At 46.3% G+C, this 26,110-nt stretch carries 15 protein-coding genes; 4 read left to right on the top strand and 11 right to left on the bottom strand.

Features of this window, described 5'->3' with window-relative positions:
• The first annotated feature begins 10 nt into the window (after window positions 1–10).
• Window positions 11–1,210: a class I SAM-dependent methyltransferase gene (locus LZG72_RS20770; RefSeq protein ID WP_233876712.1), complete on the top strand. Its 1,200-nt coding sequence runs from the start codon at window positions 11–13 to the stop codon at window positions 1,208–1,210.
• Here LZG72_RS20770 and LZG72_RS20765 read toward each other — a convergent pair.
• Complete coding sequence (locus tag LZG72_RS20765) at window positions 1,203–1,559, bottom strand: ArsC family reductase (RefSeq protein ID WP_233876710.1); 357 nt, start codon at window positions 1,557–1,559, stop codon at window positions 1,203–1,205. The genes LZG72_RS20770 and LZG72_RS20765 overlap by 8 nt on opposite strands.
• A gap of 324 nt (window positions 1,560–1,883) precedes the next feature.
• Window positions 1,884–3,275: a dicarboxylate/amino acid:cation symporter gene (locus LZG72_RS20760; RefSeq protein WP_233876708.1), complete on the bottom strand. Its 1,392-nt coding sequence runs from the start codon at window positions 3,273–3,275 to the stop codon at window positions 1,884–1,886.
• 341 nt (window positions 3,276–3,616) lie between these two features.
• Here LZG72_RS20760 and LZG72_RS20755 point away from each other — a divergent pair, with 341 nt between their 5' ends.
• The 3 genes from LZG72_RS20755 to LZG72_RS20745 are packed head-to-tail and all read left to right on the top strand — an operon-like array spanning window position 3,617 to window position 8,055.
• Complete coding sequence (locus LZG72_RS20755; RefSeq protein ID WP_233876706.1) at window positions 3,617–4,468, top strand: universal stress protein; 852 nt, start codon at window positions 3,617–3,619, stop codon at window positions 4,466–4,468.
• A gap of 9 nt (window positions 4,469–4,477) precedes the next feature.
• Entirely contained in the window at window positions 4,478–5,608 is a 1,131-nt protein-coding gene (gene corA / locus LZG72_RS20750) for a magnesium/cobalt transporter CorA (protein WP_233876704.1), read from the top strand.
• Complete coding sequence (locus LZG72_RS20745; RefSeq protein WP_233876702.1) at window positions 5,599–8,055, top strand: bifunctional UDP-N-acetylmuramoyl-tripeptide:D-alanyl-D-alanine ligase/alanine racemase; 2,457 nt, start codon at window positions 5,599–5,601, stop codon at window positions 8,053–8,055. The genes corA and LZG72_RS20745 overlap by 10 nt, the downstream gene beginning before the upstream one ends.
• A 2-nt stretch (window positions 8,056–8,057) precedes the next feature.
• Here LZG72_RS20745 and ppk1 read toward each other — a convergent pair whose 3' ends face one another.
• The 9 genes from ppk1 to LZG72_RS20700 all read right to left on the bottom strand — a co-directional run bounded on the left by ppk1 (window position 8,058) and on the right by LZG72_RS20700 (window position 26,042).
• Window positions 8,058–10,370 (bottom strand): polyphosphate kinase 1, encoded by a 2,313-nt coding sequence (ppk1, locus tag LZG72_RS20740; RefSeq protein ID WP_233876700.1) that lies wholly within the window; start codon window positions 10,368–10,370, stop codon window positions 8,058–8,060.
• Window positions 10,371–10,538: 168 nt separating this feature from the next.
• The gene (gene gyrB / locus LZG72_RS20735; protein WP_233876698.1) at window positions 10,539–12,494 is read right to left on the bottom strand and encodes a DNA topoisomerase (ATP-hydrolyzing) subunit B; all 1,956 of its coding nucleotides are present in this window, start codon (window positions 12,492–12,494) and stop codon (window positions 10,539–10,541) included.
• 128 nt (window positions 12,495–12,622) lie between these two features.
• Entirely contained in the window at window positions 12,623–14,266 is a 1,644-nt protein-coding gene (locus LZG72_RS20730; protein ID WP_233876696.1) for a hypothetical protein, read from the bottom strand.
• Between the two features lie 81 nt (window positions 14,267–14,347).
• On the bottom strand, window positions 14,348–16,906 hold the full coding sequence (locus tag LZG72_RS20725) for a beta-galactosidase (RefSeq protein WP_233876694.1): 2,559 nt from the start codon (window positions 16,904–16,906) through the stop codon (window positions 14,348–14,350).
• A 281-nt stretch (window positions 16,907–17,187) separates the two neighbouring features.
• Complete coding sequence (locus LZG72_RS20720) at window positions 17,188–20,364, bottom strand: PVC-type heme-binding CxxCH protein (protein ID WP_233876692.1); 3,177 nt, start codon at window positions 20,362–20,364, stop codon at window positions 17,188–17,190.
• 40 nt (window positions 20,365–20,404) lie between these two features.
• Window positions 20,405–21,283 carry a ThuA domain-containing protein gene (locus LZG72_RS20715; RefSeq protein ID WP_233876690.1) on the bottom strand — a complete coding sequence of 293 codons (879 nt, stop codon included), beginning with the start codon at window positions 21,281–21,283 and terminating at the stop codon, window positions 20,405–20,407.
• A 117-nt stretch (window positions 21,284–21,400) separates the two neighbouring features.
• Entirely contained in the window at window positions 21,401–21,826 is a 426-nt protein-coding gene (locus tag LZG72_RS20710; protein ID WP_233876688.1) for a DUF6157 family protein, read from the bottom strand.
• Window positions 21,827–21,872: 46 nt separating this feature from the next.
• Window positions 21,873–22,598, bottom strand: coding sequence for an outer membrane beta-barrel protein (locus tag LZG72_RS20705; protein ID WP_233876686.1), 726 nt, complete (start codon window positions 22,596–22,598; stop codon window positions 21,873–21,875).
• Window positions 22,599–22,742: 144 nt separating this feature from the next.
• Window positions 22,743–26,042 carry a VCBS repeat-containing protein gene (locus LZG72_RS20700; protein WP_233876684.1) on the bottom strand — a complete coding sequence of 1,100 codons (3,300 nt, stop codon included), beginning with the start codon at window positions 26,040–26,042 and terminating at the stop codon, window positions 22,743–22,745.
• Window positions 26,043–26,110: the final 68 nt, after the last annotated feature.

Below are 26,110 nucleotides of genomic sequence, written 5' to 3'. Positions count from 1 at the left end.
AAGAATTGAAATGGAAGAAACCAGCCTCTCAGAAGCGGAGATCGCATTTATCAGAAACCACCGACACGAGCAGGCAAGTCAGCTGATACTAAAAGCCAATCAGTTTAAAGGATTGGATATCAAGAAGCTCGCCGGTCAGATATTATCACGGCAAAAAGCGGCAAAGAAGCTGCCCGACTGGTATGCCAATGAAAAACTGATCTTCCCTCCCGCACTGTCGGTAGAACAATGCTCGTCGGAAGCCACAGCTCTTTACAAGGCAAGTTTGGTTTCCGGGCAAACTCTCATTGACATTACCGGCGGAATGGGCGTCGATTGCTTTTATATGAGTCAAAAATTCAATAAGGCGCATTATTTCGAAATGCAGGAAGTAGTTGCCGAAACCGCTCATTATAATTTCCGGCAGCTTGCTGCAGATAACATTCAGGTTCACGCATTGGATTCACTCGTCGCATTGCAGGAAAATAGCATTGTCGCTGACTGGATTTACGCCGATCCGGCGCGGAGAAATGAGCAGCGGGAAAAGGTAGTACTTCTGTCGGATTGTACGCCGGATGTAGTTTCAAATCAAAAGCTTTTGTTTGCACATGCACCCCATATTTTATTAAAAACTTCTCCATTGCTGGACATTGATCTGGCATCGAGGGAACTGGAGAATCTGAAAGAAGTACATGTGATCGGTTATGAGCAGGAATGCAAGGAATTGCTTTTTGTTTTAGACCGGGATCATCAATCCGAAGATTTTACCATTCACGTCCGCATTCTGGATGAAAAAGGTTCAGCATTTAAATCGCTTGATTTTAACCGGGAAACGGAACGAAATGCGATTGCTACTTATTCAGACCCTGCGCATTATCTCTACGAGCCGCATGCAGCAGTTTTAAAAGCAGGTGCATTTAAAACCATTTGTAAAAGATATAATATGAATAAACTGGCTGTGAACAGTCAGCTTTATACTTCCGAAAACCTGGCCGAACATTTTCCCGGACGTTCGTTTAAAATCGTCGCCGTTTGCAAACCGGATATGAAGGAAATTTCAAAATACATTGGCGGCGATAAAGCCAATCTTACCACCCGCAACTTCCCCGCAAAAACGGAGGATCTGAGAAAGAAATGGAAATTAAGGGAAGGTGGTGATTACTATCTGTTCGCCACCACCCTCGCCGACAACTCAAAAGTGGTTATCGTGACGGTAAAGCCTGCTATTTAAGAAAAGTCTCTTCGTAGATTTTCTCGGAAAATCCAAGTGTAACCGCTTTTCCGGATGCATCTTCAATTACCGGACGTTTAATGACAGTGGTATGCGCCACAGCGAGTTTAGCGGCTGATTTTTCGTCGGTCACCGCCAGCTTTTCTTCGTCTGAAAGTTCTTTCCAGGTGGTGGAAGCCTTGTTAATCACTTTCTCCCAGGGAAAAACTTTGAACCACTTTTTAACTTTATCGGTGCTGATACTTTCCTTCCGGTAATCGTAGAAAGTGTATTCAATGTGGTTCTTTTCCAGCCAGGTCCGGGCTTTTTTAATGGTATCGCAATTAGGTATTCCGTAAACGGTTATCATGATTGATGGAAAGGGTGAAAGGTGTGAGGTGTGAGATGTTAAATGTGAAAGGTGAAAGGTGAAAGGTGAGATGTGAGATGTGTGAGATGCGAGATGTGTGAGGTGTGAGGTGTGAGATGTGAAAGGTGAGATGTTAAATGTGAAAGGTGAGATGTTAAAGGTTAGATGTGAAAGGTGAAAGGTGAGATGTGAAACATAAAAAGGCAAGATTAATTTAGCCGTCTATAAGCCTTCTCACATCTCACATCTCACATCCCACATCTTACATCTTACATTTTACATTTTACATTTTACATTTTACATTTTACATCTCACATCCCACACCTAAACAACCGCATCGTCTTGTACCAAATCCGAATTGTGCATTTTCTCATCATCCAGCTCACCTTCCCAGCGAGCGATTACCGCAGTAGCCAGGCAGTTACCGGTCACATTTACCGAAGTCCGGGCCATGTCCATTAGTTCATCAATACCCATAATCAAAAGTACCGGCCATTCGGGCATTCCAAAATTCGCGATCGCGCCAAGTAAGATCACCAGCGTGGCGCGGGGAATACCTGCGACACCTTTACTGGTTAACATTAACAATAAAACCATCGTCAATTGCTGCCCGATCGACATTTCGGTGCCGGTAGCCTGGGCCACGAATACGGTAGCGAGTGCCAGATAAAGCGTGGAACCGTCGAGGTTGAAGCTATAACCTGTCGGCATTACAAACGAAACGATCTGCCTCGGAACACCGAATTTCTCCATTTTCTCCATCGCTTTCGGCAATGCAGATTCTGAGCTCGTGGTAGCAAAAGCAATCGATACCGGCTCGAAAATGGCTTTGGCAAACTTGATTACCGGGATCCGGGCGAACAATGCAATCGGAATAAAAACAATGAGAATGAAAACGATCAATGCGCAATATAACGTAGCCAAAAGCAATGCAAGGTTCTTCAAAACGTCAATACCCATGTGCCCCACCGTTTCTGCGATCGCTGCACCTACTCCGATCGGCGCGAAATACATGATGAGTTTGGTTAGTTTGAACATCACCTCAGCCAGAAGCTCGACGCCATGGACAAATTTTTCTTTCTTCACACTCGGTAACAAAGCCAGACTAATGCCGAAAAGCACGCTGAAAACGACGATCTGCAACACCTCTCCGTGGTAAATCGACTTCGCTATATTTTCCGGAAATGAATGCAGCACAATATCCTGCCAGGTTTGCTCAGCTACTTTCGGAAGCGCCGCATTCAATGTTTCAGGAGGGATAATGCCAACGCCCGGCTTAAACCAGTTCGCAAAAAACAGACCGATCAGCAATGCAAATGTGGTTACTACCTCAAAATACAAAAGTGATTTCCAGCCCATCCGGCCCACTTGTTTCAGATCCGAATGGCCGGCGATACCCGTTACCAGTGTCGCGAAAAGCAATGGAGCGATCACCGTTTTGATCATCTGTAAAAATATCTGTCGCAGGAAATGCAGCTCAGTCCCCATTTTCGGGAAATCATAACCGATCTCAGTACCGATCAGCATGGAGATCAGGATCGAGGTAGTCAGGTTTTTTTTGAAAAACGCAAATACGATAAGCCCGGCCAACGCTAACCAGCGAAGCCCTACCAGAACCGGATCAGAGATGGCGATGACATCGTAAGCATTTAAAACCGTGGCGATAGCCGCAATGGTAATCAGTACAAAGTTGATGATGGTAATTTTGCTCTTCATATAAAGAATCAGGATGAGGATCAGTTTGTGATAGTAAACTTATAAAAAATCAACTGAAGGCCAACTATCGCGATGATTGGTAGCCGAGCCAAATACAAAATTTAATATATGTTCAACAGATAATTATTGAATGAATATATTAAACAACCTTTACTTTTTAGAATAAACAATGGTTTTTGAGTTGTGAAAGATACAATGGGTAACACGGCACAAAATTTGTCAATCCATTTTAAATTACTGTTATGTTCGCCGAATTTCTCAAAAGCCTGACCAAAATCCTTGGTTTCAGCACCTAAAATCGATATGTTCGGAAATCAATCAAACGCAATCACCTACCCGATATGAACCGCATACTTATTCCGATTGATTTCTCCGAAAACGCGGAACGCGCGCTTGCAGCCGCCAAAATCATTGCCGATAAAGAAAGTTCAGAATTACTTGTCCTGCACGCATACCAACCCTACATCGCCGACGTAAACCTGACGCCAGGAAATGTATTACCCAACATCGGAGGTTCTGATTTTTTAACCATGACGGGCGAACTGGAAGAAGAATTTCAGAAAAAACTGGATCAGTTTACTGACACGCTTGTGGCTGAGGGATACCGGGCAAAGTCCATATGGGCATTCGGCAGTGTAAATTCGGCTGTGGATGAGGCAATCAAAGAACACAACCCATCGATGGTCGTGATCGGCCGCACCGGCACCGGCGGTTTTCTGGACAAGCTGATCGGAAGTTCGGCAACTCACATTGCCCTCCATGCTACCTGCCCGGTACTTGTGATCCCGCCTCAGATCAATCCGGGAAAGTTCAGCAAGGTCGTATATGCCACTCAGTTTGAATACGATGAGCAGGATATCCTGAGAGAAGTATTTGTGCTGATGAACCGTTTGGGCGCAAGTCTTACCCTATTAAAAATCCATTCCGATTCTCAGCCTGATATTCAGCCGGATAACCAATATATCGATGATATAAAAGGCGCATTTGACATTTCCGAGGGGCAGATCGTAGTCAAAAAAGCAAAACATGTGTTGGATGGGATTGAAGATTACTGCGACGAGGTGCGGGCGGAATTACTGATCATGTCGTCACGCGAGCGTTCTTTCATCGAAGAATTCCTGATCAATCCGAGCGTGACGAGGAAGTTGATCATCGATACACACGTTCCGCTGCTTGTTTTTCATCTTAAGTAACCTTTCGTTTTGGATCAGAAAGACAACATCCAGCCTTCGGGGCCGAAAAAACCGGAACCGATCATCAGCAGGTCAAAGCGCTACAAACGTCGGAACCTGCTGACTTCCCCGGGTACGCTGACTTACATTGGTCCGGAGATTGCGCTTAAAACCCAGGCGCGGAGGATCCAGTATAACGACAAAGTGTTTCGCGACGAAAAAGTAAAGTCTCTCGCGGATTGCATTCCTGCGTCGCCGGATGAAAACATCATTACCTGGCTGGACATCGATGGGATCCATGAAATTGAATTAATTGAAAAACTGGGGAAGCTTTATAAACTTCATCCGCTCCTGCTGGAAGATGTTGTCAATACCGAGCATAAACCCAAGCTCGAAATGTACGATACCGGGCATTTGTTCGTGACGCTCAAAATGTTGCACGTAGAGACAGAATCGCCCATTTGCATTTCTGCGGAGCATGTGAGCTTTGTTTTGGGCAACAATTACCTGCTTTCCTTTCAGGAAGAGCTGAGTAATGACATTTTTGAACCGGTATTGAACCGGCTCGCAGCGTCGGTCGGCAAAACCCGGCGAAATGGCCCGGATTACCTGCTGTTTGCATTGCTGGATGTGGTGGTTGACAATTACTTTATCATTCTCGAAAAGTTCGGCGACAGTCTCGACCAGGCTGAGGATCAGATCATCACGGGTGCAGAGGATTTATCCCTCAAAGACCTGTATAGCCTGAAACGGGAGCTTACTATGGCCCGGCGCGTGATATGGCCACTGCGGGATATGATCAACCAGATGCTCCGGGAAGATAATTTTCAGATCAGCAAAGAAGCAATCCCCTACTACCGCGATCTGTATGACCATGTAATGCAGGTTTTGGACACCATCGATTCGTACCGGGAACTCGTCGCCAGCCTTGCAGATGTGCATTTATCCACGATGAGCAACCGGATGAATTCGGTCATGAAAACGCTCACAATTTTCTCTGCGGTGTTCATGCCACTCACATTCATAGTCGGTATTTACGGAATGAATTTTGACTATATGCCCGAACTAAAGTGGCATTATGGCTACTTTTACGTCTGGGGACTGATGGTCGTCGTTACCATCGGGATGATATTTTATTTCAAGTCAAAAAAATGGATGTAGGTTCCTTACCGCAAACTGCTCACCTTCTTACCGATAGCCGTCAAGTTTCATTTCCAGAACAAAGTATATTTTTCGCCATTAAAGGTGAAAGGCACGATGGTCATCAATTCATCCAGGATTTGTACGCGCAAGGTGTCCGGACATTTGTCGTAGAAGATGCGGACTGGGTGGAAAAAAATCGGCAGGAGACTGCGGCCTGGACGGATGCAAAAATCCAAATCGTACCGTCGAGCATTCGAGCCCTGCAAAAGCTGGTGACGGAAAAAAGAAAACAGTTCAGCATTCCGGTAGTAGGCATTGCGGGAAGTAATGGAAAGACAATCGTGAAAGAATGGCTGGTGCAACTTCTGGCTCCCGGGCAACGCATTGTTGCTAGCCCCAAGAGTTATAATTCGCAGATCGGGGTTCCATTATCAGTCTGGAACATGGGCGCTGAACATACCCTGGGAATTTTTGAAGCCGGGATTTCGCAGGCGCACGAAATGGAATATCTACAGCCTGTAATGCAGCCTACCCTCGGGATTTTCACCAACATCGGTTCCGCACATGATGATGGATTTAAAAGCCGGAAGCAAAAGATCACCGAAAAGCTGCGTCTTTTTACCAAAGTCAAAAAACTCATTTACCGGAAAGATTATAAAGATATTGATGCAGAGATAAGCCTGATCCTCAGACCAGTAAATCCTTTCCTCGAAACAGTTAGCTGGGGAGCGGCGAATTCCGGTGCGAATGTTCAGGTTAGTTATGAGTTAACGGGTGAAAAAGCGGCGATTTCGCTGAAAGGGAAATTTGGTAATCATACTTTTGAAACTGCATTCCGCGACGAAGCTTCTCTCGAAAACCTGACACATTGCATTGTTTTCATGCTTGATTTTGGTTTGAATGCAGCAACCGTACAAGATCGGATACTGCTTTTGAAACCGGTTTCGATGCGACTGGAACTAAAAGAGGGCATTAATCACTGTTATGTGATCAACGACGCTTATAATAATGATATTCAGGGGCTTTCCATGGCATTGAACTTCCTTTCACAGCAGGAACAACGCCAGAAAAAGACGGTAATCTTGTCGGACGTGCTGCAAACCGGCCAGACACCTCAGGAACTATACCTGATTGTTTCCAAACTATTAAAGGAAAAAGGAGTAAATCAACTGATTGGAATTGGTCCGCAGGTCAGCAGCCAGTCCGAACTTTTTGATCTTGCTGAACACTCGTTTTTCTCGGATACGGATACATTCCTGAAAGAATTTGCATTTCATACGCTTACGGATAGTGTGGTACTTGTCAAAGGCGCCCGGCCTTTTTCTTTTGAGAAAATAGTTCAGCGTATTCAGCAAAAGGCCCACGGTACCGTACTGGAAATCAACCTCGATGCATTAGTCCACAACCTCAATTACTACCGCTCGAAAATTGGTCAGCAAACAAAGATCATGGCCATGGTAAAAGCATTTGCCTATGGAAGCGGCAGTTCAGAAGTGGCTTCTTTGCTTCAATACCATCGTGTTGATTATCTGGGAGTTGCTTATACGGATGAAGGTGTCATGCTTCGCCAAAATGGCATTACATTACCGATTATGGTGATGAATGCGACTGTTTCCGCATTTGATCTGATCTGGAAACACAGGCTGGAACCTGAGGTTTACAGCCGCCGGGTTTTCATGGACTGGGTGAATTATGTGAAAACAAAAAATGACGGTCCAAATGCGCCGAAAATCCATTTGAAACTGGATACCGGCATGCACCGGCTGGGGTTTGTTCGGGACGATTATCCCTGGCTTCTGGATCAGTTACAGCGAAATCCGTCCATTCAGGTAGCGAGCATTTTTTCCCATCTGGTCGGCGCAGACGAGGGCGTTCATAATGAATTTTCGAAAAGTCAGTACAAGCAGTTTACCGATGGTGCGGCATTAATCGAACAAACGCTGGGTTACTCCACCATCAAGCACATTTTAAATTCTGCCGGGATCGTTCGTTTTCCTGATTACAGGCTGAATATGGTGAGATTGGGAATTGGACTTTATGGCGTGGAAGCTACGGGGCAGGATCAGCGGTCACTCCAATCTGTCGGGACTTTGAAAACCATCGTTTCTCAGATCAAATACCTTTCGTCCGGCGAAACGGTGGGTTACAGCCGCAAAGGAGTTGTGGACCACGATTCAGCCATTGCGACTCTGGCCATCGGGTATGCTGATGGGTACGACCGCGGTTTGGGAAATGGGATCGGCCGGGTTTCCGTAAATGGCATACTTTGTCCTACAATCGGTAACATCTGTATGGATATGACGATGGTGGATGTAACCGACGCCCAGGTGGAAGAAGGGGATGAAGTGATCGTTTTTGGGAAAGAAATCCCGATTACCGAGATCGCCAAAAATATCAACACCATCCCCTACGAAATATTGACCGGCATTGGTGACCGGGTCAAGCGGGTATTTTACAAAGAATAATCTTATTGATTTTCAGTCTCTTCCGGGATGTGAATTTCCGGTTCAACCGCTCCGGATAGTAGAGCCTGTTCTTTTGCCTGGTCTTCTTCTACAAACAAATGCGTCGCCATTACTTCTTCGAGCGTGATATCGTAAAAAGCCGTATGCACATTCAGAGGTTCTACGCCTTCCGGGATCTCACATTTGATGTAGTTACCATCTTCCTGCAGCTCATATGCATTCACATTGTCTTTTAAACTATAATATAAAATGTGAATCGCCTCCTGTTTCACCCTCGGATCAACGAGCTTGAAAAGTGATTCGATGCGCCTGTCGAAACTTCGCACCATTGCATCCGCACTGCCGCCGTACAACAACGGATTTCCATTCTGGTGAAAGTAGAATATTCTCGAATGTTCCAGAAAATCCCCGACCAGCGATCTCACGGTAATATTCTCACTCAAACCGGCCCGTTTTGGACGCAGGCAGCACATTCCCCGCACAATAAGCCGGATCGGAACGCCAGCTTCGGAAGCTTTGTAAAGTTCTAGGATCGTATCCTTATCTTCCAGGGAGTTTATTTTAATACAAATTCCACTTTTCAATCCGGCTTTTGCATTCTCCGCTTCCTGCTGGATCAACTCGATCAGTTTTGCACGCATATAACGCGGCGCCGTGATCAGGTTCTGGTATTCAGAAGGAATGGAATGTCCCGTAATGACATTGAAAAACTCCGAAATATCGTGGGTATACTCCTCATTCGAGGTTAGCAAACCGGTATCGGTATATAACCTGGATGTATCTTCATTGTAATTTCCGCTGGATAAATGTGCGTAACGCAGAACCCGGTTGCCTTCATTTCTAACGATCAGCAGAAGTTTCGTATGCGTTTTTAGTAAGCCGATTCCATAGATCACAAAGCAGCCGGCTTTCTGCAAACGCTGCGCCTCGCGGATGTTATTCTCCTCATCAAACCGGGCTTTCACTTCGAAAAGAACGGCAACGTGCTTGCCATTTTCAGCAGCGTGAAGTAATGCTTCCGTTACCCTCGAATTTTTGGCTAACCGATAGATTGTCAGTTTAATGGACAATACCTTCGGATCTTCCGCAGCCTGTTCCAGGAGCTGCAAAACTGGCTCAAAGTTATTATATGGATGATGCAGAAGAATATCACGTTCACGCATCACCTCAAAAATATCAGGTATGCGGTCGCGGTCCATTCCCAATGCAGGGACTGGAGGACGGACCGGCGGGATCTGATCTTTAAATTCCGGATGCTTGATAATGCCCCAGAGAGCGGTATAGTCGATCATTCCCTCTGTTGGGAAAACGTTATAATCATCTATTTCCCACCTCTTTTTAATCAAATTCAAAAGGTCGGGGTTGGTATCCGGCTCAATGGAAACCTGCACGACACGCCCGAGACGCCTGTTTTTAATTTTTTGTCTGATTTCGTCAATGAAATCCGCTTCGATATCATCACTTTCTTCCAATGTAAAATCGCCATTTCGAAGGATCCTGAACAGATTGGTAGAAACAATGTCCACGTTTCTATAAAGTTTGTTTATATAGGCGCGGACTATGAATTCAATCGGAAGGAAAAGCAGCTCATCTTCCCGTTCAATCACATAAAAGCGGGGCAAATTAGACGGCAGCTGTACAAATGACAGTTTCCGGTCCTCCTCGGATGTAGTACCTTTTACCTGGGTAATTACGCCGAGCACCAATACTTTGGCCAGCAAAACCGGAAATGCGTGCGTGTAATCAAAAAGCATGGGTGTGAGCATCGGGTAGATCGTCCGCTCGAAATATTCTTCCACCGCCGCCTGTTCCTCCGCAACAACCGCATCGAGCCCGACAATTCGAAAACCGTGGGACGCAAACAACGGCTCCAGCTGGTTTGTATAGCATTCATTCTGGCGGCGAACGTAGTCATGCAATTCGCGCATTAACACTTTCCGGAAAGGGATTTCTCTCAGCCCCGAATAATCAAGCCGCTCTTTCCCAAAATCGAGGTAATTGTAAAGACTACCCACGCGGATCGTAAAAAACTCATCCAGGTTGGAAGCTGTAATGGCCAGGAATTTCAGACGGTCGAACAAGTTGCGTTCATTATTTGTCGCCTGATCGAGTACGCGCTCATTGAACTTAAGCCAGCTCAAATCGCGGCTAATCATATCGCTCTGCTGAACCTGTGTGATCGCTTTTCCGGTGGAGCTTGCCGCTTTGTTGTCGTCAACCGGATCCGGTTCTTTTGAGCTTTTGAAAAAAGCAAAAAGGCTGGTGAATTTGCCTTTTTTCTCATTGCTATATGTAGTCTCTTCTTGCACTGGCATAACTCGGTTCAATTATCGTTCAATTAATAATAGTCCTTAAATTTCAACGAATCTAAACAATCTATTGTTTTCGGCTACGTGAATTTTGTGTTATCATTGGGACCAAAAACAAGAACGGATGACTGTAAATGACAGCCATCCGTTCCCAATATTTACTGGAATTAACAGCTACACGTCGACGCGTGCGTATTTGGCATTTTTCTCAATAAAATCACGCCGAGGAGCAACTTCGTCGCCCATCAGCATTGAAAATAAGTGATCTGCTTCCGCTGCCGATTCAACTGAAACTTGTTTGAGGCTCCTTTTGTCCGGATTCATTGTCGTTTCCCACAACTGCTCGGCATTCATTTCACCCAAACCTTTATATCGCTGCACGTTCACAGAATCTTCTTTTCCGGCGGCTATTTCGCGAATTGCTTCCTCTCGTTGTAGTTCGGTCCAGCAATAACGCTCCTCCCGGCCTTTTTTGACCAGGTACAGAGGTGGCTGGGCAATGTAGATATAACCGTGATCGATCAGGATCTTCATATATCTGAAAAAGAATGTCAGGATCAGCGTACGAATGTGACTACCGTCGATATCCGCATCCGTCATGATCACGATTTTGTGGTATCTCAGTTTGTCAATATTCAATGCACGTTCATCGCCATCTTTTCCGATCTGCACGCCCATGGCAGTGAACATGTTCTTGATCTCCTCATTTTCGTAAATGCGGTATTCCTGTGCTTTTTCCACATTCAGGATCTTACCCCGGAGTGGTAAAATGGCCTGGTAGGCGCGGTTACGGCCTTGTTTGGCAGTTCCACCCGCAGAATCCCCTTCGACCAGGTACAATTCACATACGTTAGGGTCGGTTTCAGAGCAATCCGAAAGCTTTCCGGGAAGTCCGGTACCGGTCAGTACGTTCTTGCGCTGAACCATTTCACGCGCCTTTTTAGCAGCGATACGTGCCTTGGCAGCCAAAATAACTTTATCGATAATAACCCGCGCTTCCTTCGGATGTTCGTCGAGATAGGTATCAAGCATTTCAGCCACAACCTGACTTACCACCCCGGTTACTTCCGAGTTACCTAACTTCGTTTTCGTCTGACCTTCAAACTGCGGCTCCTGAACTTTGATTGAAATAACGGCTGTAAGTCCCTCACGGAAATCATCCCCGCTGATCTCGATCTTTTCCTTTGCAAGGATACCCAGCTTTTCCGCGTAGTTTTTCAGTGTTCTCGTCAATGCGGCGCGGAAACCGGAAACGTGCGTTCCGCCTTCGATGGTATTGATGTTATTCACATACGAAAACACATTCTCGCTGTAAGATGTGTTATACATCATGGCAACCTCCACAGGAACAGTTCCTTTGTTGGTTTCCATGTGGATCGGCTCCGGGATCAGCGGTGTACGGGTAGCATCGAGGTAGGCAACAAATTCATTTAAACCGATCTCGGAATAGAATTCCTCGCCCCGGAATTTACCGTCTTCATCCTCTTCGCGCTTGTCTTCCAGGGTAATGCGGATACGCTTGTTCAAATAGGATAATTCCCGTAAACGGGTTGCTATCGTTTCATACTTGAATTCGGTAACCGTAAAAATGGTCGCGTCCGGCAAAAAGTGTATGAAAGTCCCGGTCTTATCAGAATCCCCGATAACCCTGGCCGCATACAGAGGCTTACCTTCACTGAACTCCTGCTCAAAAATTTTCCCCTCGCGGTGGATCTCCGCACGGAGGTGTATAGAAAGTGCATTCACGCAGGAAACCCCCACGCCGTGCAAACCTCCCGAAACCTTGTAAGTATCTTTATCAAATTTACCACCTGCGTGGAGTACCGTAAGTACCACTTCCAGAGCAGATCGCCCCTCTTTTGAGTGCATTCCGGTCGGGATACCGCGACCATTGTCCTGAACGGTAATGGAATTATTTTTTTCAACCGTTACATTGATGGTGTCGCAATAACCGGCCATTGCCTCATCAATGGAGTTGTCGACAACTTCCCAAATTAAATGGTGAACACCCTTGAAACCGGTATCACCGATGTACATCGCCGGACGTTTCCGTACAGCCTCTAAACCTTCAAGAACCTGGATATTTTCAGCGGAATAGCTGTTTACTTCAAGCACTGTTTCGTTTGACATATAGTTTGTTTTTCACTTGGATAAAAAGAACCAGTTTCTGGCTTTTTAGGCATGTAAAGATAGGATTTTTTTACGTCTTAACCTAGGGATAACACCGCTAAAAACGAACCGTTGAAGGCAGTCCGTCGTTATTTCTGTATTGTTACCACACTGGCTGTCCACCCAAACTGATTATCGTTCAGAATACCAATCCGGTAATCGCCGGCGGGAACATTTTCGGTGAGAAATTCAGCAGTAAATCCAGGCTTGTAAAGCTCCCGGAATGTGATCAGGCGGCGTATTCCCACGTTTGCGAAGCGTGTTGCGAGCCAGTAGCCTTTCTGGTCGAGGCTGTTTTGCAGGTATAGAAAGGAAGCCCCCCGAAGACTTGTGTTTGCTATTTTAAAATAATCGCGCTGATAACTTCCGCTGGCATCCTGTTCGGTAAGTATCTTTTTTTCAACGGTTACAATCGCATTACCGTCCGCCAGCTTACCCTTCCCTTCGATATGCAGCACCGAGGGCACTTTTGCACAAATCCCTTCATTTACAGCGTCCGTATAAGGCTCTTTGATGTTTTGATTGAAGGATGATGCATAGTTTAAAAAGACGTGATTGGCAGCCCAGTTTTCTGCATCCGCAACCAGTCCGTTTTTCCGGTAAACAATCTCTTCATTGTAAACAAAATAGCATAGCCCGTTAAAGAGAACTGCCGCCAGAATGAACGCGGAGGCAACGATATTTCTCAGGCTTTTGGCTGTTACCAGAATCAAGACCAGATATACCCAGCATGCGACAAATGGCGCGTAATGCTGATACCGTGGCGCCATCACATTCTCGACACCGCCCCAGCTTCGGGAAACGCATATCAAAGCCGCTGTAATGCCTACGAAAAGCACATTTCCCAGCAAAAGCTTTTCAAAAAAAGTGAGTTCCCGTTTTTCGGAAAAATAGGCTAGCAGTTTTGGTATCAAAAAAACACCCAGTACCAGCACGAAAATTGCCCCGCAAAGAACCGAGTACAAGGCATTCGTAAGCTGAACTTTGGTCAGAGCCCCAAAAAAGGCAAAAAAAGCCGCGATCAGCCGGCCCGGATCCGAAAGGCTTTTCTGAAAATCTGCATTCTGGCCTTTTTCAAATCCCCAGAAATAAATGAGACCTACCAGGATAAGAACGCCCAGCCATTTCAGGGCACCTTTCCAGTTACGGTCGAGGGATAGGAAGGTTATACCGATCAAAAAACTAAAAATGCCATTACCGTGTGTAAATGTGGCCATTACAGCTACGATCAACGCCTGTTTGTACAATCTTTTGGCACACAAAAAACAAAACAACCCAAACCAGAATACGATCACGGATTGTTGCAGAATGCTGATCGACCAGGTTACATTGTCAGAATACTGGGGCTGTAAAAAGATCCAGGGAATGGGGATAAACATCCAGAAAGGCACATTCAGACTTTTGAATGCTTTCCAGAAAAACCAAAGGACCGCGATCCAGAGAAGATTGCCCACCACTATCAGCGTCGGCCAGTTGATGTGACCTTCCAGCTTGTAATCGAGGTATGTGAGCAACCGGGGCACCACAATGCGGTGCTCGTTATGCTGCTGGATCAGCAGTTTGAATTTCTCGGACAGACTGTCCGTATCGTGCATCCAAACCACCGTTTTCAGCAAATGAAAATCATCGGCGAAAAACAACGGACTGGAATTTGTGAAAGCGTAAATGAGGTAAACGGCAACAGGTAACAGGGTGAGGATAAATGGAATAACAGATTTCCAGAATCTTGACATAGGTGTAAATATGTAGGACAACCCTCCTGCCCAAAATCCGGAGAGGGGCAGGAAGGCAGCCAAATTTACAAATCATTTGTCTTAATTTACCACTACAACCTTGTATCTGACCTGTTTTGCACCATAACCCGCAGTTAAAATGTAAAGCCCGGGATTGAGTTTGGACTGTGTTCTCACCGATAGCTTATCATGCTCGGTCTTTTCGGTCACAACCGGAATTTCGACACCACTCATGTCGGAGAATGTAACGTCGGGCAATGCACCTGCATATTGAAGCTGGATGTGATTTCCAACAACCGGATTGGGATACAAAACCAGCTTATCCACTCCGTCGACGCTCACCGAAATAATTTTTGAATAGGCAAATGTGCTATCCTGATCGACCATTTTCAACCGGTACAGGTTTTCACCCGCCGATGGGTTGGCGTGTGTAAATGTGTATTTCTGCAAAACGGCGCTTTCTTCCGAAGCCGCTACCCTACCTGCCAGGTTCCAGATTTTCCCCGATTCGCTGTGCTCGATCTCGAAGTGATCGCTATGAGTTTCCTCGGAAGTTTCCCATTGCAGCGCGACCGCATTTTCGATATTTTCACCAGAAAAACGAACCAGTTTTACAGGAAGCGGCGTGGCGCTTTCGGCAGTAATGTAAAAGGAAGATACGGTGTTCACCGTGAAGGTGATTCGCCATAATCCTAAGACCGAATCCCATTGGATCGCAGTGTCAGCCGGGTCGATAATGGCCGGAGTTCCCGACATTGTCTTGCCCGCCCATTGAAATATCCGCAACTTATTTTTGAAATTATCGCTGTCAGCGGCATCCTTTGGCAGCTTTACCGAACTCACGGCATTGAAAGCGCTCAGCTCCGACTGGCCCACATAAAGCGTAACATTCTTCTCGGAAGGATTTGAATTTGCAGGCGTAAAGTAAAAATGCCGCTGAACCAATGGCTGACCCTTGTAATTTTTCACATCGTTATCGATCGTCACGGAAGCCGTCAGCGGCGTATTTCCATTACTCAGACCATTCCCTTTTACGGTAGCAATAACGCGGCAGTCGTTTCCCGTCACGTGGATATCACGGTTATTAGGCACCATCACGCTCACTTCCTGGCCATTTGAAGCAAGTTTCAGGTCTTTGTAAAAACATCCCTGGGGCGTAACATCGTCGTTGAGAAAAATATTTACAGGAATATTTCCGCCATTATTGTACGCATTGCGCCAGTTCTTGTAAGCATCACAATCGTCTGAGTAATTATCCCGATTGGTGGTGCAACCGTCTCTTGCGATCATGTCCGACAACGTAAAGCTGCTGTTGTTGGAGGGAGTTGGCTTTGTCACCTGCTTGTTTTTAACCCAGGTATCTGTAAGGTCCTGCAACGCTTCCTCCGTTCCCGAATGCTGCAATGCATTTTCGAGATAGAAGATACATACCACATTCGCACCGTGGGTAAAGCTTTCCCGCGCCTGCCTCACGACTGTCTGAATGTTATCTATATACGCAGCCTCATTCACATACAATTTGCCCGGCATGTTGCTCCTCAGCAAGTCCAAAGCAAACCGATGATCGTATTCTACACCATCGTTAATTTTTATCCCATCAAGATTTGCAGCGATTTCGTTGAAATGCAATGTGCCGCGCCCCCGGGATAACCTGTCGTAAGACGAACCGTGGTGACTGATCACCTTGATGCCTGAGTTAACACTTTTCACCGCATCTTTAAAAATGTCGTTTACCTCTTTCAGGAGCGCCGTGCGGAACACAAACCAGTCTGTCCCCGCCGGGCCTGTAAAAGTCGAATTGGAAGGTTTGTTGGGATGGACATCATCAAAAGAGGAGTAGGAAGTTCCCCATGCCGAATTCAAATAGGTAATGGTACCATACTTACCTTTCAGCCAGTTACGATAAGCCGAGGCTGTAACACCCGAATAATCTGCCAGGGCCGAACCCATGTCAAGCTGCTGGTTATAATGGTATTTCGTGCTGCCCATTTCGAATTCCCCCTCACCCTGGCGTGAGAAAATCACGTTGGTATAAAGCAGGTTACCCGCAGTTTGAAGATAATTGTATCGTTGAATGACCTCTTTTGTAAAATTCGTGATCCTGTCTCTGGTAGACTGGGCCGAAAGTGATGTCATGACAAACTGAAGATTGATCCCTGGCCGGATCGCGCCGCCGTATTTTTGCATTACCGCTTCCTGGCCATCGTAATTGGCTACAACCATGCGGTCCTCCTTCAGCCAACCATCGGCGGTATTAACCCCGTACCGGTCGCTGCTACTGTTTGATGCGTCGTCGCCGGTACTCACCGCAATGTTGATCGCGACCTTCATTCCGAGCGAGACAGCCTTGGCGATCTGCACGTCGTACTGGTGCCACAGGTTGGCGGCATCTCCCTTTTCAGCCTTGGTGATACGCGACATCTTGCCGTGAATGGCTCCCCACTGGATCGTCAGCGCCACTGCGTTGCAACCTACTTCACTGGCAGACTCAATGGTTTCCAGGTTTGGGTAATCGTTTTCATTTACGAGGGTGACGGCGAAGTACCGTTGCTGCGCAGAAAGCTCAGAAATGACAAGAGTAAGAGCGAGCACCATGCACACACGCATAGTACTCCACTTAGAAAGTACAGTTTGTTTCATAAATCACAATTGACCATTGACGAAAAATGGCATGATGCCGATGAGAAGAAGAGGGTTTTTCTTACGCGGGATGGAAATGCTTGCAACTTTGTAATATTTATTTTATCTCGAAATTAAAATTATTCTATAAATATATTACAAAGTAGTTAATGAAACAGTAAATATTTTTTTATGTCACGATATAACCACATGAAAAAATACAAAGCAAAAAGGACTTTATACCAGACGAATAAGTGCCAGATACAAAGTCCTTGATTTACTACAAGAAAAACTTAATATAACTACATTTTCTCCATTGGATGTTCTTTTAAAAGCTGATCGGGCGAATAAAAGTCCTTTTTACTTTCGGTTGCTGCGCGCACCTGCTTCACTTTTTCGGGTGTAATGACCGTTCCCTTGTTTCCAAACGAATTCCGTACATAAGTCAGCACTGCTGCTACTTCTTCATCTTTCAACAAACCACCAAACGGGGTCATCGGCACCTGGCCCGGATACTTCTGTCCATTCACTTCGATCGGGCCGAGCAATCCTTTTAATGTTAACTTAATAAGCCTATCATCACTTCCCAGTACCCATTTGCTTGAAGTAAGCGGCGGGAATCCGGAAGCCGCAAGGCCCTTCCCGTCAGGCTGGTGACAGGTTGAACAATACCCTTCTTTGGCATAGATTTCCTTACCTGTATTATAGAGTGCAAGTTCGGTGCCTTTCAGGTTTGTTTTGGCAACCTCCACTTTTTCTTTCTTCACATTCTCTCCTTTCAAATGCGCTTCCGCAGCATCGTATGCGTGGATCATCCAGCTATCCAGCGGCATCTTTTTAGCTTCCGCCAAAACCGGCAACCCTTTTTCTTTCCCGATCCAGGATGCGGCCACAATAGCGACAAGACGTACGCGGCCATTTTCATCGCGTACTGCCTGGGTAAGCAGCTCGGCCTGGTCGGGCACCTGATGTCCCGTGTAGCGTAAAACCTCTACCGCAGCCGCGCGGGCGTGGAAGTCTTTGGCTTTCAGCATTTGTTTGAGCAGCTTTTGATCCACTTTATTTAATCCCCAGCTTACCCACAATCCTTCTAACACATGATGCTCGTACCGTGGATCATTCTTGTCGAGACTTGCTACCCAGGCAGTGAGTTTCGGCAAAACCTCCGAGGCATTCCGGCCTCTCAGCTCACGCCGCGTTCTGTAACGGGTTCTGTATTCAGGCAACTTCAAATTACCTAGAAGTTCTTCTACACTCGCGCCTGCTACTTTTGCCGGTGTTACCAGGGGCCTGGAAGGGTACGTTATACGATAAACGCGGCCGTGCGAATGGTCACGCAACGGGTCACGTGCATTGTGCTGCATGTGCCCGATCAGGATGTTGTGCCAGTCGATCACATAGAGGGAACCGTCCGGCGCAAACTCCATATCCACCGGACGGAAGTTGCGGTCTTCGCTCACCACCAGATCCTGGCGGTGCTGACTTTTGTAACCTGTGCCATCATCTTTCAGGGTATGTTCTTTGGTACCCAGAAACCCAATGGTGTTATTGATCAGAAAATCGCCTTGTAATTCATCCGGAAAATGGCGGCTCGACACGAATTCCAAACCTGATGTCGGTCTTACCCGATGTTTTTCCTCGATCAGCTGTTCCGATTTATGCGTAGCTTCCCCATACCTCGGCAAAACACTGCCCGGAAGCATCCAGCGCACATCCGGGCTCGATGTTTCGGCAAAGAAGGGTTGCCCCCAGTCGTCAAATGCGATTCCCCATGGGTTTGGAATTGAAAGCTGCGCAGTACGTTCCAGTTTTTTGCGCTGCGGAGTGTAGCGGTAAAATCCGCCATTTGTGGCGCGCACCGGCCCGTAAGAAGTTTCAACATTGGTATGCAGAAAAACGCCTTCACCGGAGTAAATGGCACCAGACGGATCGACCGTGAATGCATGGCTGTTATGATGGGTATCGTGATCATCAAAGCCGCTCAGCAGAATTTCACTTTTGTCGGCTTTATCATCCCCATTTGTATCGGTAAAAATTTTCAGGTTCGTTCCCTGCGAGACGTAGACACCTTCCGGCGCGATCTCAAATCCCAATGGTAAATGCAGACCATCCGCAAAAACGGTTTGTTTGTCCGCCTTGCCGTCGTTGTTGGTATCTTCGAGAATAATGATTTTGTCATTCGGTTTGGTATCACCCGGCTTGTAATGCGGGTAACTTGGCATGGTCGCTATCCACAACCGGCCTTTATTGTCAAATGACATTTGCATTGGTTTTGCCAGATCGGGGAATTCTTCTTCCGACGCAAACAGCTCAATCTTATATCCGTCGGGAACTTTCAGTTTTTTCAATGCATCCTGTCCGTACAGATATTCGAGGCTTCCGTTTTTCTCAGGGTTGTAGTTTGTCTTAACTTCCGGTAGTGGTTTTGTGTTTTTGTCTGCCGCTGCCACATCCATTTTTTCACCTTTCGAGGCCGCAAGCCACACCGCTTTGTCGCGTATATCGGTCATCTCACGGATTTTCTCGATTTCCGCAGGGTAATTGTCCTGGCCAAACGGATTGTAGCGACGACCATACACGTGCACTCCGTTTGGAATTTTGAAGTCATTGTGCCACATCCAGTTTTTCTCCATAACTGCGTCGTGGACCAGCTTTCTGTTTGCCTCGGCTTTTAATGACGATTTTCCAAAGATCTGATCCACCAGCAATACGCCCAGTTTTTTATAACCTTCGTCGTTCAGCTGCGAACCGTCGATCGTCAATGCCGCTTTGCTTTCTGCATACCATTTTTGCGAAGGCGTGAATGCATCGACGAACAAAACTCCTTTATTTTGACCTACAACCTCTTTCATTGCCTTGGTATAAAGCGCGAGATTTTCATTTTCCTTCTTTCCATCTGGCAAATCAAATTGTGAAGAAAGGTCTTCGAATGCGATGGGGGAAACAATGGCGAGCTGCGGCGATGCAGTACCATTGTATTTTTGGCTTAATGTATATTTTATGAATGCATCCAGCTCGGCTTTGTAATTGGCCAGCCCTTCTTTTCCTTCAAATGACTCGTTATACCCAAAAAAACCGATGATCACATCCGTTTTCAGGCGGGTCAGCCATTGGTCAGGTGTTTCAAAATGACCTTCACTTTGCGAAGGATTAGCTAGTTCGGTCTGGAACTTCTCAGCCCCCGGAAATGCCCAGGGTGAGTTTCTGCTCGCATGCGGCCGAAATCCGGGAGTGTCCCCGCCGTCGCACATATTACGGATGTACAGATTGTTTTCAGGATAACGCACGTGCAGCTCCGTTTCGAAGTTGTCGTAGTTCATCATTCTGGAACCTAGGTTGTTGCCTATTAAAACGATGTGAGAACCTTTGTTAACCGCAATGGCAGGTGCCTGGTTGAATTTGAAAGCACTGAATGCAATGATGGCAAGTCCAAATACGATGACTGAGATCTGGACGCTGATTTTCCTGGGTTTAGACATTTTCTTATACAATTGTTTGGATTTAGGAAGTATGCGGGACTTATTTAGCCTCTCTGTATGGCACCTGGATATCCATTTTGCCTTTCCACGCCTTTGGGATTTTAAGGCCAAGTTCCCAGTGAATTGCATTGATAACCAATCTTTGAAACGGTTCTACTCTAAAATCCTCGGGATGGCCCAGCGTGGTCATGAAAACTTTCCCTCCAAACGAATTGGTACCTGTCCAGGCGACCGGATTTTCGATTGCTTCTTTATCAGGATTCACTGACTTTCCCATCAAAAGCCAGGTAGAACCTTTGGTGGGATAGTCGGGCAGCACGCGGTACAACCAGGAACGTACGTGGAAAGGGCCGGTCACGCCCGTCAGAATTGGGTTTTTTGCCTGCTCGGGAATCACCGTGACGTCGGTACTACTATTATGTCCATAATGGGTATGCTTCGCGGCCCCGCCCCAGCCCGGAGGTGAGTTCAGTGCAAATTCTCCGAAGGCATTCCATTTTTCACTTTCATCTCCTTTTGGGAAGTTAAATGCGTGTGTCGTGGTGCGAAAGCCCATTACCGGTTTGCCGGTTTTGAGGTACGCGTCGATATGAGCAAGCTGATCTTTGGGTAACTGCCGCCAGCGAAGGTAGAAAACGGCGAGATCAGCATCCTTTAATGCTTCGAGGCCGGGAATATTTTTTTCGCTGTTGTGGTCGGGAGAGGCTTTGAGAAAAATGGTTCTCATTCCGTAATTCTTTTCGAGTTCGGCGGCAACGAGAGGCAATGTTTCTTCTCCGCTATACTCATGGTCGCCGGTCACAAAAACAACCAGCGGCTTTTTATTTTTACTTTTTTGAGATTGTGAAAAACCAGGCAGCGAGGTTAATCCGGTTGCAAGAACAGCCAGAAAGCAAATTGCAAAATGCTTTATTTTCATTCGTAAGGGATTTAGGTGGTTTTGGGCTAGGAAGATACTACCTCACACAACCAATCACAAAAACAAGACTGCTTTGTCCAACTTTTCCCCTACTTATTTATAAAATATTACTTGCATTCAAACTCGTTTCGAACGCATGGCGCGGGTGTGTTTTAACTTTTCGTCGGCAGTGAATTGATTATATTCCTGCGATTCAACGGCATAAATGGCGATTTTGCCATCCTGGTTACTATGTACTCCCCAGCCATAGCGTTTACTCAAAGGAGAGGCACGCATACAGGCCTGGCCTTTTGAAAAAAACTTTTCCCTTTCCTCCTCCATGTCGCTCCGGCTGATCTTGTTTTTTGAAGCATAAACGCCGAAAATGACGTCGTCCGACGTGTATTTATAGGGATTCTCATAAATCATATCGAACTGCAGTCCCGCTACCGTCTTATCGTCTCCTTTTTGTGGTGGCATTTCGGCTTTGGAAACCGGGCTATCTTCCGCAGTCTCTATGAATGTATCGAAGTAATTAGTTGTATGCGTTTTGCTTTCTGCCATGATGAAGTTGATTTCGTGTCTTAAGTCTGGTCACAATTCTAACAAATCATTTTAAAAAACCAAATCCTAATGTGACTGAAAAACGGGAGAGATCCACGCTGTCGTCTTTGGACAAATGCAATGTGGCGGTGTTGAGATCTGTTTTTCTTTTTAGTTTATAAATGGCGCCCATCATTGCGGTGCCGGTCAGGTTGAGACTGAATTTTTCACCCAACCTATGCTCCAATCCCACACTTACCCCCCAGCCCATGGTGTTGCCGCTGAAATCCAGCTGCTCCTCTCCCACTTTGGTTTTGTTTTGATAAGGCTGATAACCAAGCAATAACGATGTGAGTACGGCCGTTTTGTGGTTTTTTAACATGGACCGGTACGTGAACAGTCCGCTCAAATGCTGGATATTTACATCTTCGCTGATTTCTCCCTCGGTCTCAGCCTGGCTTTGATACTTTTCATACCGAAGCCCGAAACCGAATCTGGTCCATGGGTAGTAGCTTAAATGGCCGCCATAAACAATGCCGGACTTTAAACTTTTAATGTATTTTTCATTGGCAGCGGTTGTTACATTCCCAGCCCGGAACAACCGGTATCCATATCCTCCGTTTATTCCAAAAGTCCATTTGGGCAACGCAGATTTCGCTGCTTCCTGTTCTTTCGGCACCGGTTTATGTGACGGCTGATCTCTGCCTTTTTTCCACTCGGCCTGGGTCGATTGCGCATGTAAGCCGGGGGATGCAAGGTACCAGGTGAGGAAAAATAAGACAAGTATCCGCATGGATTTTGGAAGCAAGAAGAACACAGTTGATTTCAAAACTACCTATTTCACTATAAAATCGGGAAAATTAAACCCCTTAATTTTCCCGATTGGCGGCTTGACGATGTTACTTTTTGATTTCTGAAATACTGACACGCCGGAAAATCAATTTTTGGCCGCTCGCAGTTTATAACTGATCACCGCCGAATTATTCACCGCACCAAGCAGATACACTGCATTTTTAGCGTTGATGACGGCCAGGTCCCGCACATCGCCATTTACATAAAAGCCGCTTTTGGATTGAGGTAAATATCTGAAATTCAACCCGCCGGCATTCAAAAACACCTGTACCAGACTGGCGTCATTTTTCCCGATCCGAACCCGTGTTTGCTTCACATTGCCGCCGATAACGATGTCGGACTTTCCATCTGCATTCATATCGGTAATGGAAATCGCATGTACGGGCGCGAATTGCGCCTCCACCGGCAGCGGACGAAATACCAGCTTACCCGACTTATTTTCCAGAATGCCATTCCTGAACTCCCGTGCTCCCAATTTTAAAGCATTTTTCAGTTTTTCGCCCGGAAGCATTTCTTGCAGTGAGGCTTTGGAGTAGTCCACGTAATTGGTGTATTTCTTTTTCAGGGACGGGATCTGGTCGAGCAGCTCGTCGCGACTGGCGTAGGGATATTCTTTTCCCTTTTCAATCACACTTACTACCGGCACTAGCCGTTCCAGCTTATCAAAATCAGACGCATAGAGCGACAATCCCTCAGGAGAAGTAAGGTTCCATTGCCAGTTTGTTCCCATATTTCCGACTACAAAATCAATATCGCCGTCCTGATCCAGGTCGGCCGGGTGCAGTATATTCCAGCAGCCATTTGAATTAGCAGTACCCCAGGTTTCACTCGCATTTGTCAGTTTTCCTTTCGCATTGCCATACACCTGAATGTTCTTCCAGTCAGCAGTCAAAATCAGCTCGGGATAACCGTCTTTGTTCAGATCCTGAAATGAAGCATCGGTAACCATTCCAGCTTCCGACAATTGCGGCGCCATGTTTTTTGTCTGATCCGTAAACCTTCCTTTTCCGTCATTGATCAATAAAATCCCTCCCGTACTTTCAGGGAAGCGGCCGGGCGTGACGCGCGTGCCGAGAAACAGATCCTGATCGCCATCTTTATCCACATCGGCGGCCGTTACGGCGGCCGCATTCACGCCGACTTTGGGCAAATCAGTTTTTTTGAAGTTTCCATTTTCATTCAGATACAAACGCGGCAGCAACAATGGGTCGCCTGCATTCAGCTCATAACCCGCACTGGTTACCAGCAAATCCGAATCGCCATCGTTATCCGCATCAAAAAATACCAGATCCGCATCTTCAAATGCGGCATCCTGCACGAATTCCGGCTGGGGCGACTTCCTGAACGTCCCCTCCGAACTTAAAAACAAGGAACCAGCCTGACCTCTGCCGCCGCCAACATAAAAATCGTCCGTACCATCGCCATTCAGGTCTTTTTGTTCGATATGCGGGCCTTGAATGGAAAGCATACCGGGCAGCAAAGTCTGGATCCGGAAATCGTTGCGCAGGTCTTCGGCATGTTTGAAATCGACCAGTGAAGTTTGCTCCCAGAGTGCCGCAGGCTTAGTAACAGGCGATTCCGGATACTTCCCGGCGTCGGTATATTTCAATGTCAGAAGTTTTTCGAGCGGTGGATTTTTCAGGACTTGTTTATTACCATCCGCCCAGGTTATAATCAGGGAATCAATGGTTTTATCATTTCCCAAACCAAAATGAACCTTATCCCATTGTGCAGACTGAAAGCCTCTCACAGGCATGAACGTTTGGGTTTGAGAGAGCGAATCCGAGTATACTTCGATTCTAGCCCCGGCCAGAAACGCATATTTTGGCGATTCCAGCTTCACCTGCAGGGATCTGTTAGCAAGTTTGGTTTCCGCGTTATTCCGGTATATAAATGCTTTTTGATTCACATTATTCGCGACAAGATCAAGATCTCCGTCGTTGTCCAGATCAGCATAAACCGCTCCATTGGATTGATTTTCTTTATCAAAACCCCATTCAGATGTTTTTTTGGTAAAAGTCAGGTTTTTCTGATTCTGAAAAATATAGTCCGGTTCGTTGATCGGCGGCATTTGGGCGATTACCTCCATTTGCGTTGGTGATTTGCCACTTTGTCCAGCTTCGAGCTGCTTGTCCGTCGAGTATTTGAGAAATTCCATATTGGTATAATCTCTCGCATAACCGTTCGACACAAAAATATCCTTCCAGCCATCGTTATCGAAATCGGCCATTAATGCCGCCCAACTCCAGTCCGTATTGGAAACACCCGCCAGCTGCCCGATTTCGCTGAAAACGGGGACGCCATTTGGATTTACTCCATTATTCAATTGCAGCATATTACGCATGGTCTGATCATGAAAACCAGCCCGGATAAGCTGCTGATACTTGTCATAATTATCATCGCCCGAAGTGAGCTTAATGCGTTCATTCGATGCGGGGAGCATATCCAGCGTGATGATGTCGGGCAGACCGTCGTTGTTGATGTCGGCGGCATCAGTACCCATTGAAAACATGGAAACATGTCCGGTTGCTTCCCGGATCACTTCTTTAAATTTGCCGTTTTTCAGATTTAAATAAAGGTAATCGTTTTCATTGTAATCATTCGCAATGTAAATATCCTGCCAGCCGTCGCTGTTGAAATCATTGATATTAACCCCCAAACCGAAGCTGAGAATATTCGAAACAATGCCCGACGAATCGGTGACATTGGTGAACTTTCCGCCATCGTTTCGCAAAAGCTTATTTCCATATGCATCGTTTCGCTGCGCCCGGTATGTAGCGAGCAGCGTACTGAAACCCGCATATTGCTGCACCGAATGGTTCAGTAAAAAACAGTCTGTATCACCGTCGCGGTCGTAGTCGAAAAATACAGCCTGGGTTGTATAGGAAGGGTCGTTCAGACCATACTCTGCTGCTTTCTCAGTGAATGAGGGAATTCCGTCAGCTGTTTTGCCATTGTTGACGTAAAGTAGTTTCGTCCTCAACCGCGGATCTTGTGCGCCCGCTCGGGAAACGTAAATATCGATCCAGCCATCGTCATTGATATCCACGACGGATACGCCTGTTTTCCAGCCATCATTCAATCCGGTACCTGATTTTTCGGAAATATCCTCGAACTCAAAATCGCCTTTATTGAGATATAACTTGTTGGCGACCATGTTGCCGGTAAAATACAGATCGATCAGGCCATCATTGTTGAAATCCGCCGCCGCGACGCCCCCGCCATTGTAGAAATAACCATATCGCAACACATTATTATCCGCGTCTTCTTCGACATAATTATTAAAGTCAATACCTGTTTTCCCCGAATCCAGGCGGGTAAACAAAGTTTCTTTTTTGTCGCAACCTGCGAGCACGATCAGTAGAATGAAATAGAGGTACCTCATAGACTGAAAAATTGATTTTTGAACAGATAGAGAAGGATAGAACAGCAAAAAGGCAGACGAAAGTCTGC

Source organism: Dyadobacter sp. CY323, assembly GCF_021390245.1.
Taxonomy (GTDB): domain Bacteria; phylum Bacteroidota; class Bacteroidia; order Cytophagales; family Spirosomataceae; genus Dyadobacter.
This window is presented reverse-complemented; position numbering and strand designations above follow the sequence as displayed.

What these genes read in the sequence shown, in the direction of transcription:
- LZG72_RS20705 (WP_233876686.1), bottom strand. Translation starts at nt 22,598, where the DNA reads ATGCGGATACTTGTCTTATTTTTCCTCACCTGGTACCTTGCATCCCCC.
- LZG72_RS20770 (WP_233876712.1), top strand. Translation starts at nt 11, where the DNA reads ATGGAAGAAACCAGCCTCTCAGAAGCGGAGATCGCATTTATCAGAAAC.
- LZG72_RS20730 (WP_233876696.1), bottom strand. Translation starts at nt 14,266, where the DNA reads ATGTCAAGATTCTGGAAATCTGTTATTCCATTTATCCTCACCCTGTTA.
- LZG72_RS20720 (WP_233876692.1), bottom strand. Translation starts at nt 20,364, where the DNA reads ATGTCTAAACCCAGGAAAATCAGCGTCCAGATCTCAGTCATCGTATTT.
- gyrB (WP_233876698.1), bottom strand. Translation starts at nt 12,494, where the DNA reads ATGTCAAACGAAACAGTGCTTGAAGTAAACAGCTATTCCGCTGAAAAT.
- LZG72_RS20745 (WP_233876702.1), top strand. Translation starts at nt 5,599, where the DNA reads ATGGATGTAGGTTCCTTACCGCAAACTGCTCACCTTCTTACCGATAGC.
- LZG72_RS20700 (WP_233876684.1), bottom strand. Translation starts at nt 26,042, where the DNA reads ATGAGGTACCTCTATTTCATTCTACTGATCGTGCTCGCAGGTTGCGAC.
- LZG72_RS20755 (WP_233876706.1), top strand. Translation starts at nt 3,617, where the DNA reads ATGAACCGCATACTTATTCCGATTGATTTCTCCGAAAACGCGGAACGC.
- LZG72_RS20725 (WP_233876694.1), bottom strand. Translation starts at nt 16,906, where the DNA reads ATGAAACAAACTGTACTTTCTAAGTGGAGTACTATGCGTGTGTGCATG.
- LZG72_RS20760 (WP_233876708.1), bottom strand. Translation starts at nt 3,275, where the DNA reads ATGAAGAGCAAAATTACCATCATCAACTTTGTACTGATTACCATTGCG.
- LZG72_RS20710 (WP_233876688.1), bottom strand. Translation starts at nt 21,826, where the DNA reads ATGGCAGAAAGCAAAACGCATACAACTAATTACTTCGATACATTCATA.
- LZG72_RS20715 (WP_233876690.1), bottom strand. Translation starts at nt 21,283, where the DNA reads ATGAAAATAAAGCATTTTGCAATTTGCTTTCTGGCTGTTCTTGCAACC.
- ppk1 (WP_233876700.1), bottom strand. Translation starts at nt 10,370, where the DNA reads ATGCCAGTGCAAGAAGAGACTACATATAGCAATGAGAAAAAAGGCAAA.
- LZG72_RS20765 (WP_233876710.1), bottom strand. Translation starts at nt 1,559, where the DNA reads ATGATAACCGTTTACGGAATACCTAATTGCGATACCATTAAAAAAGCC.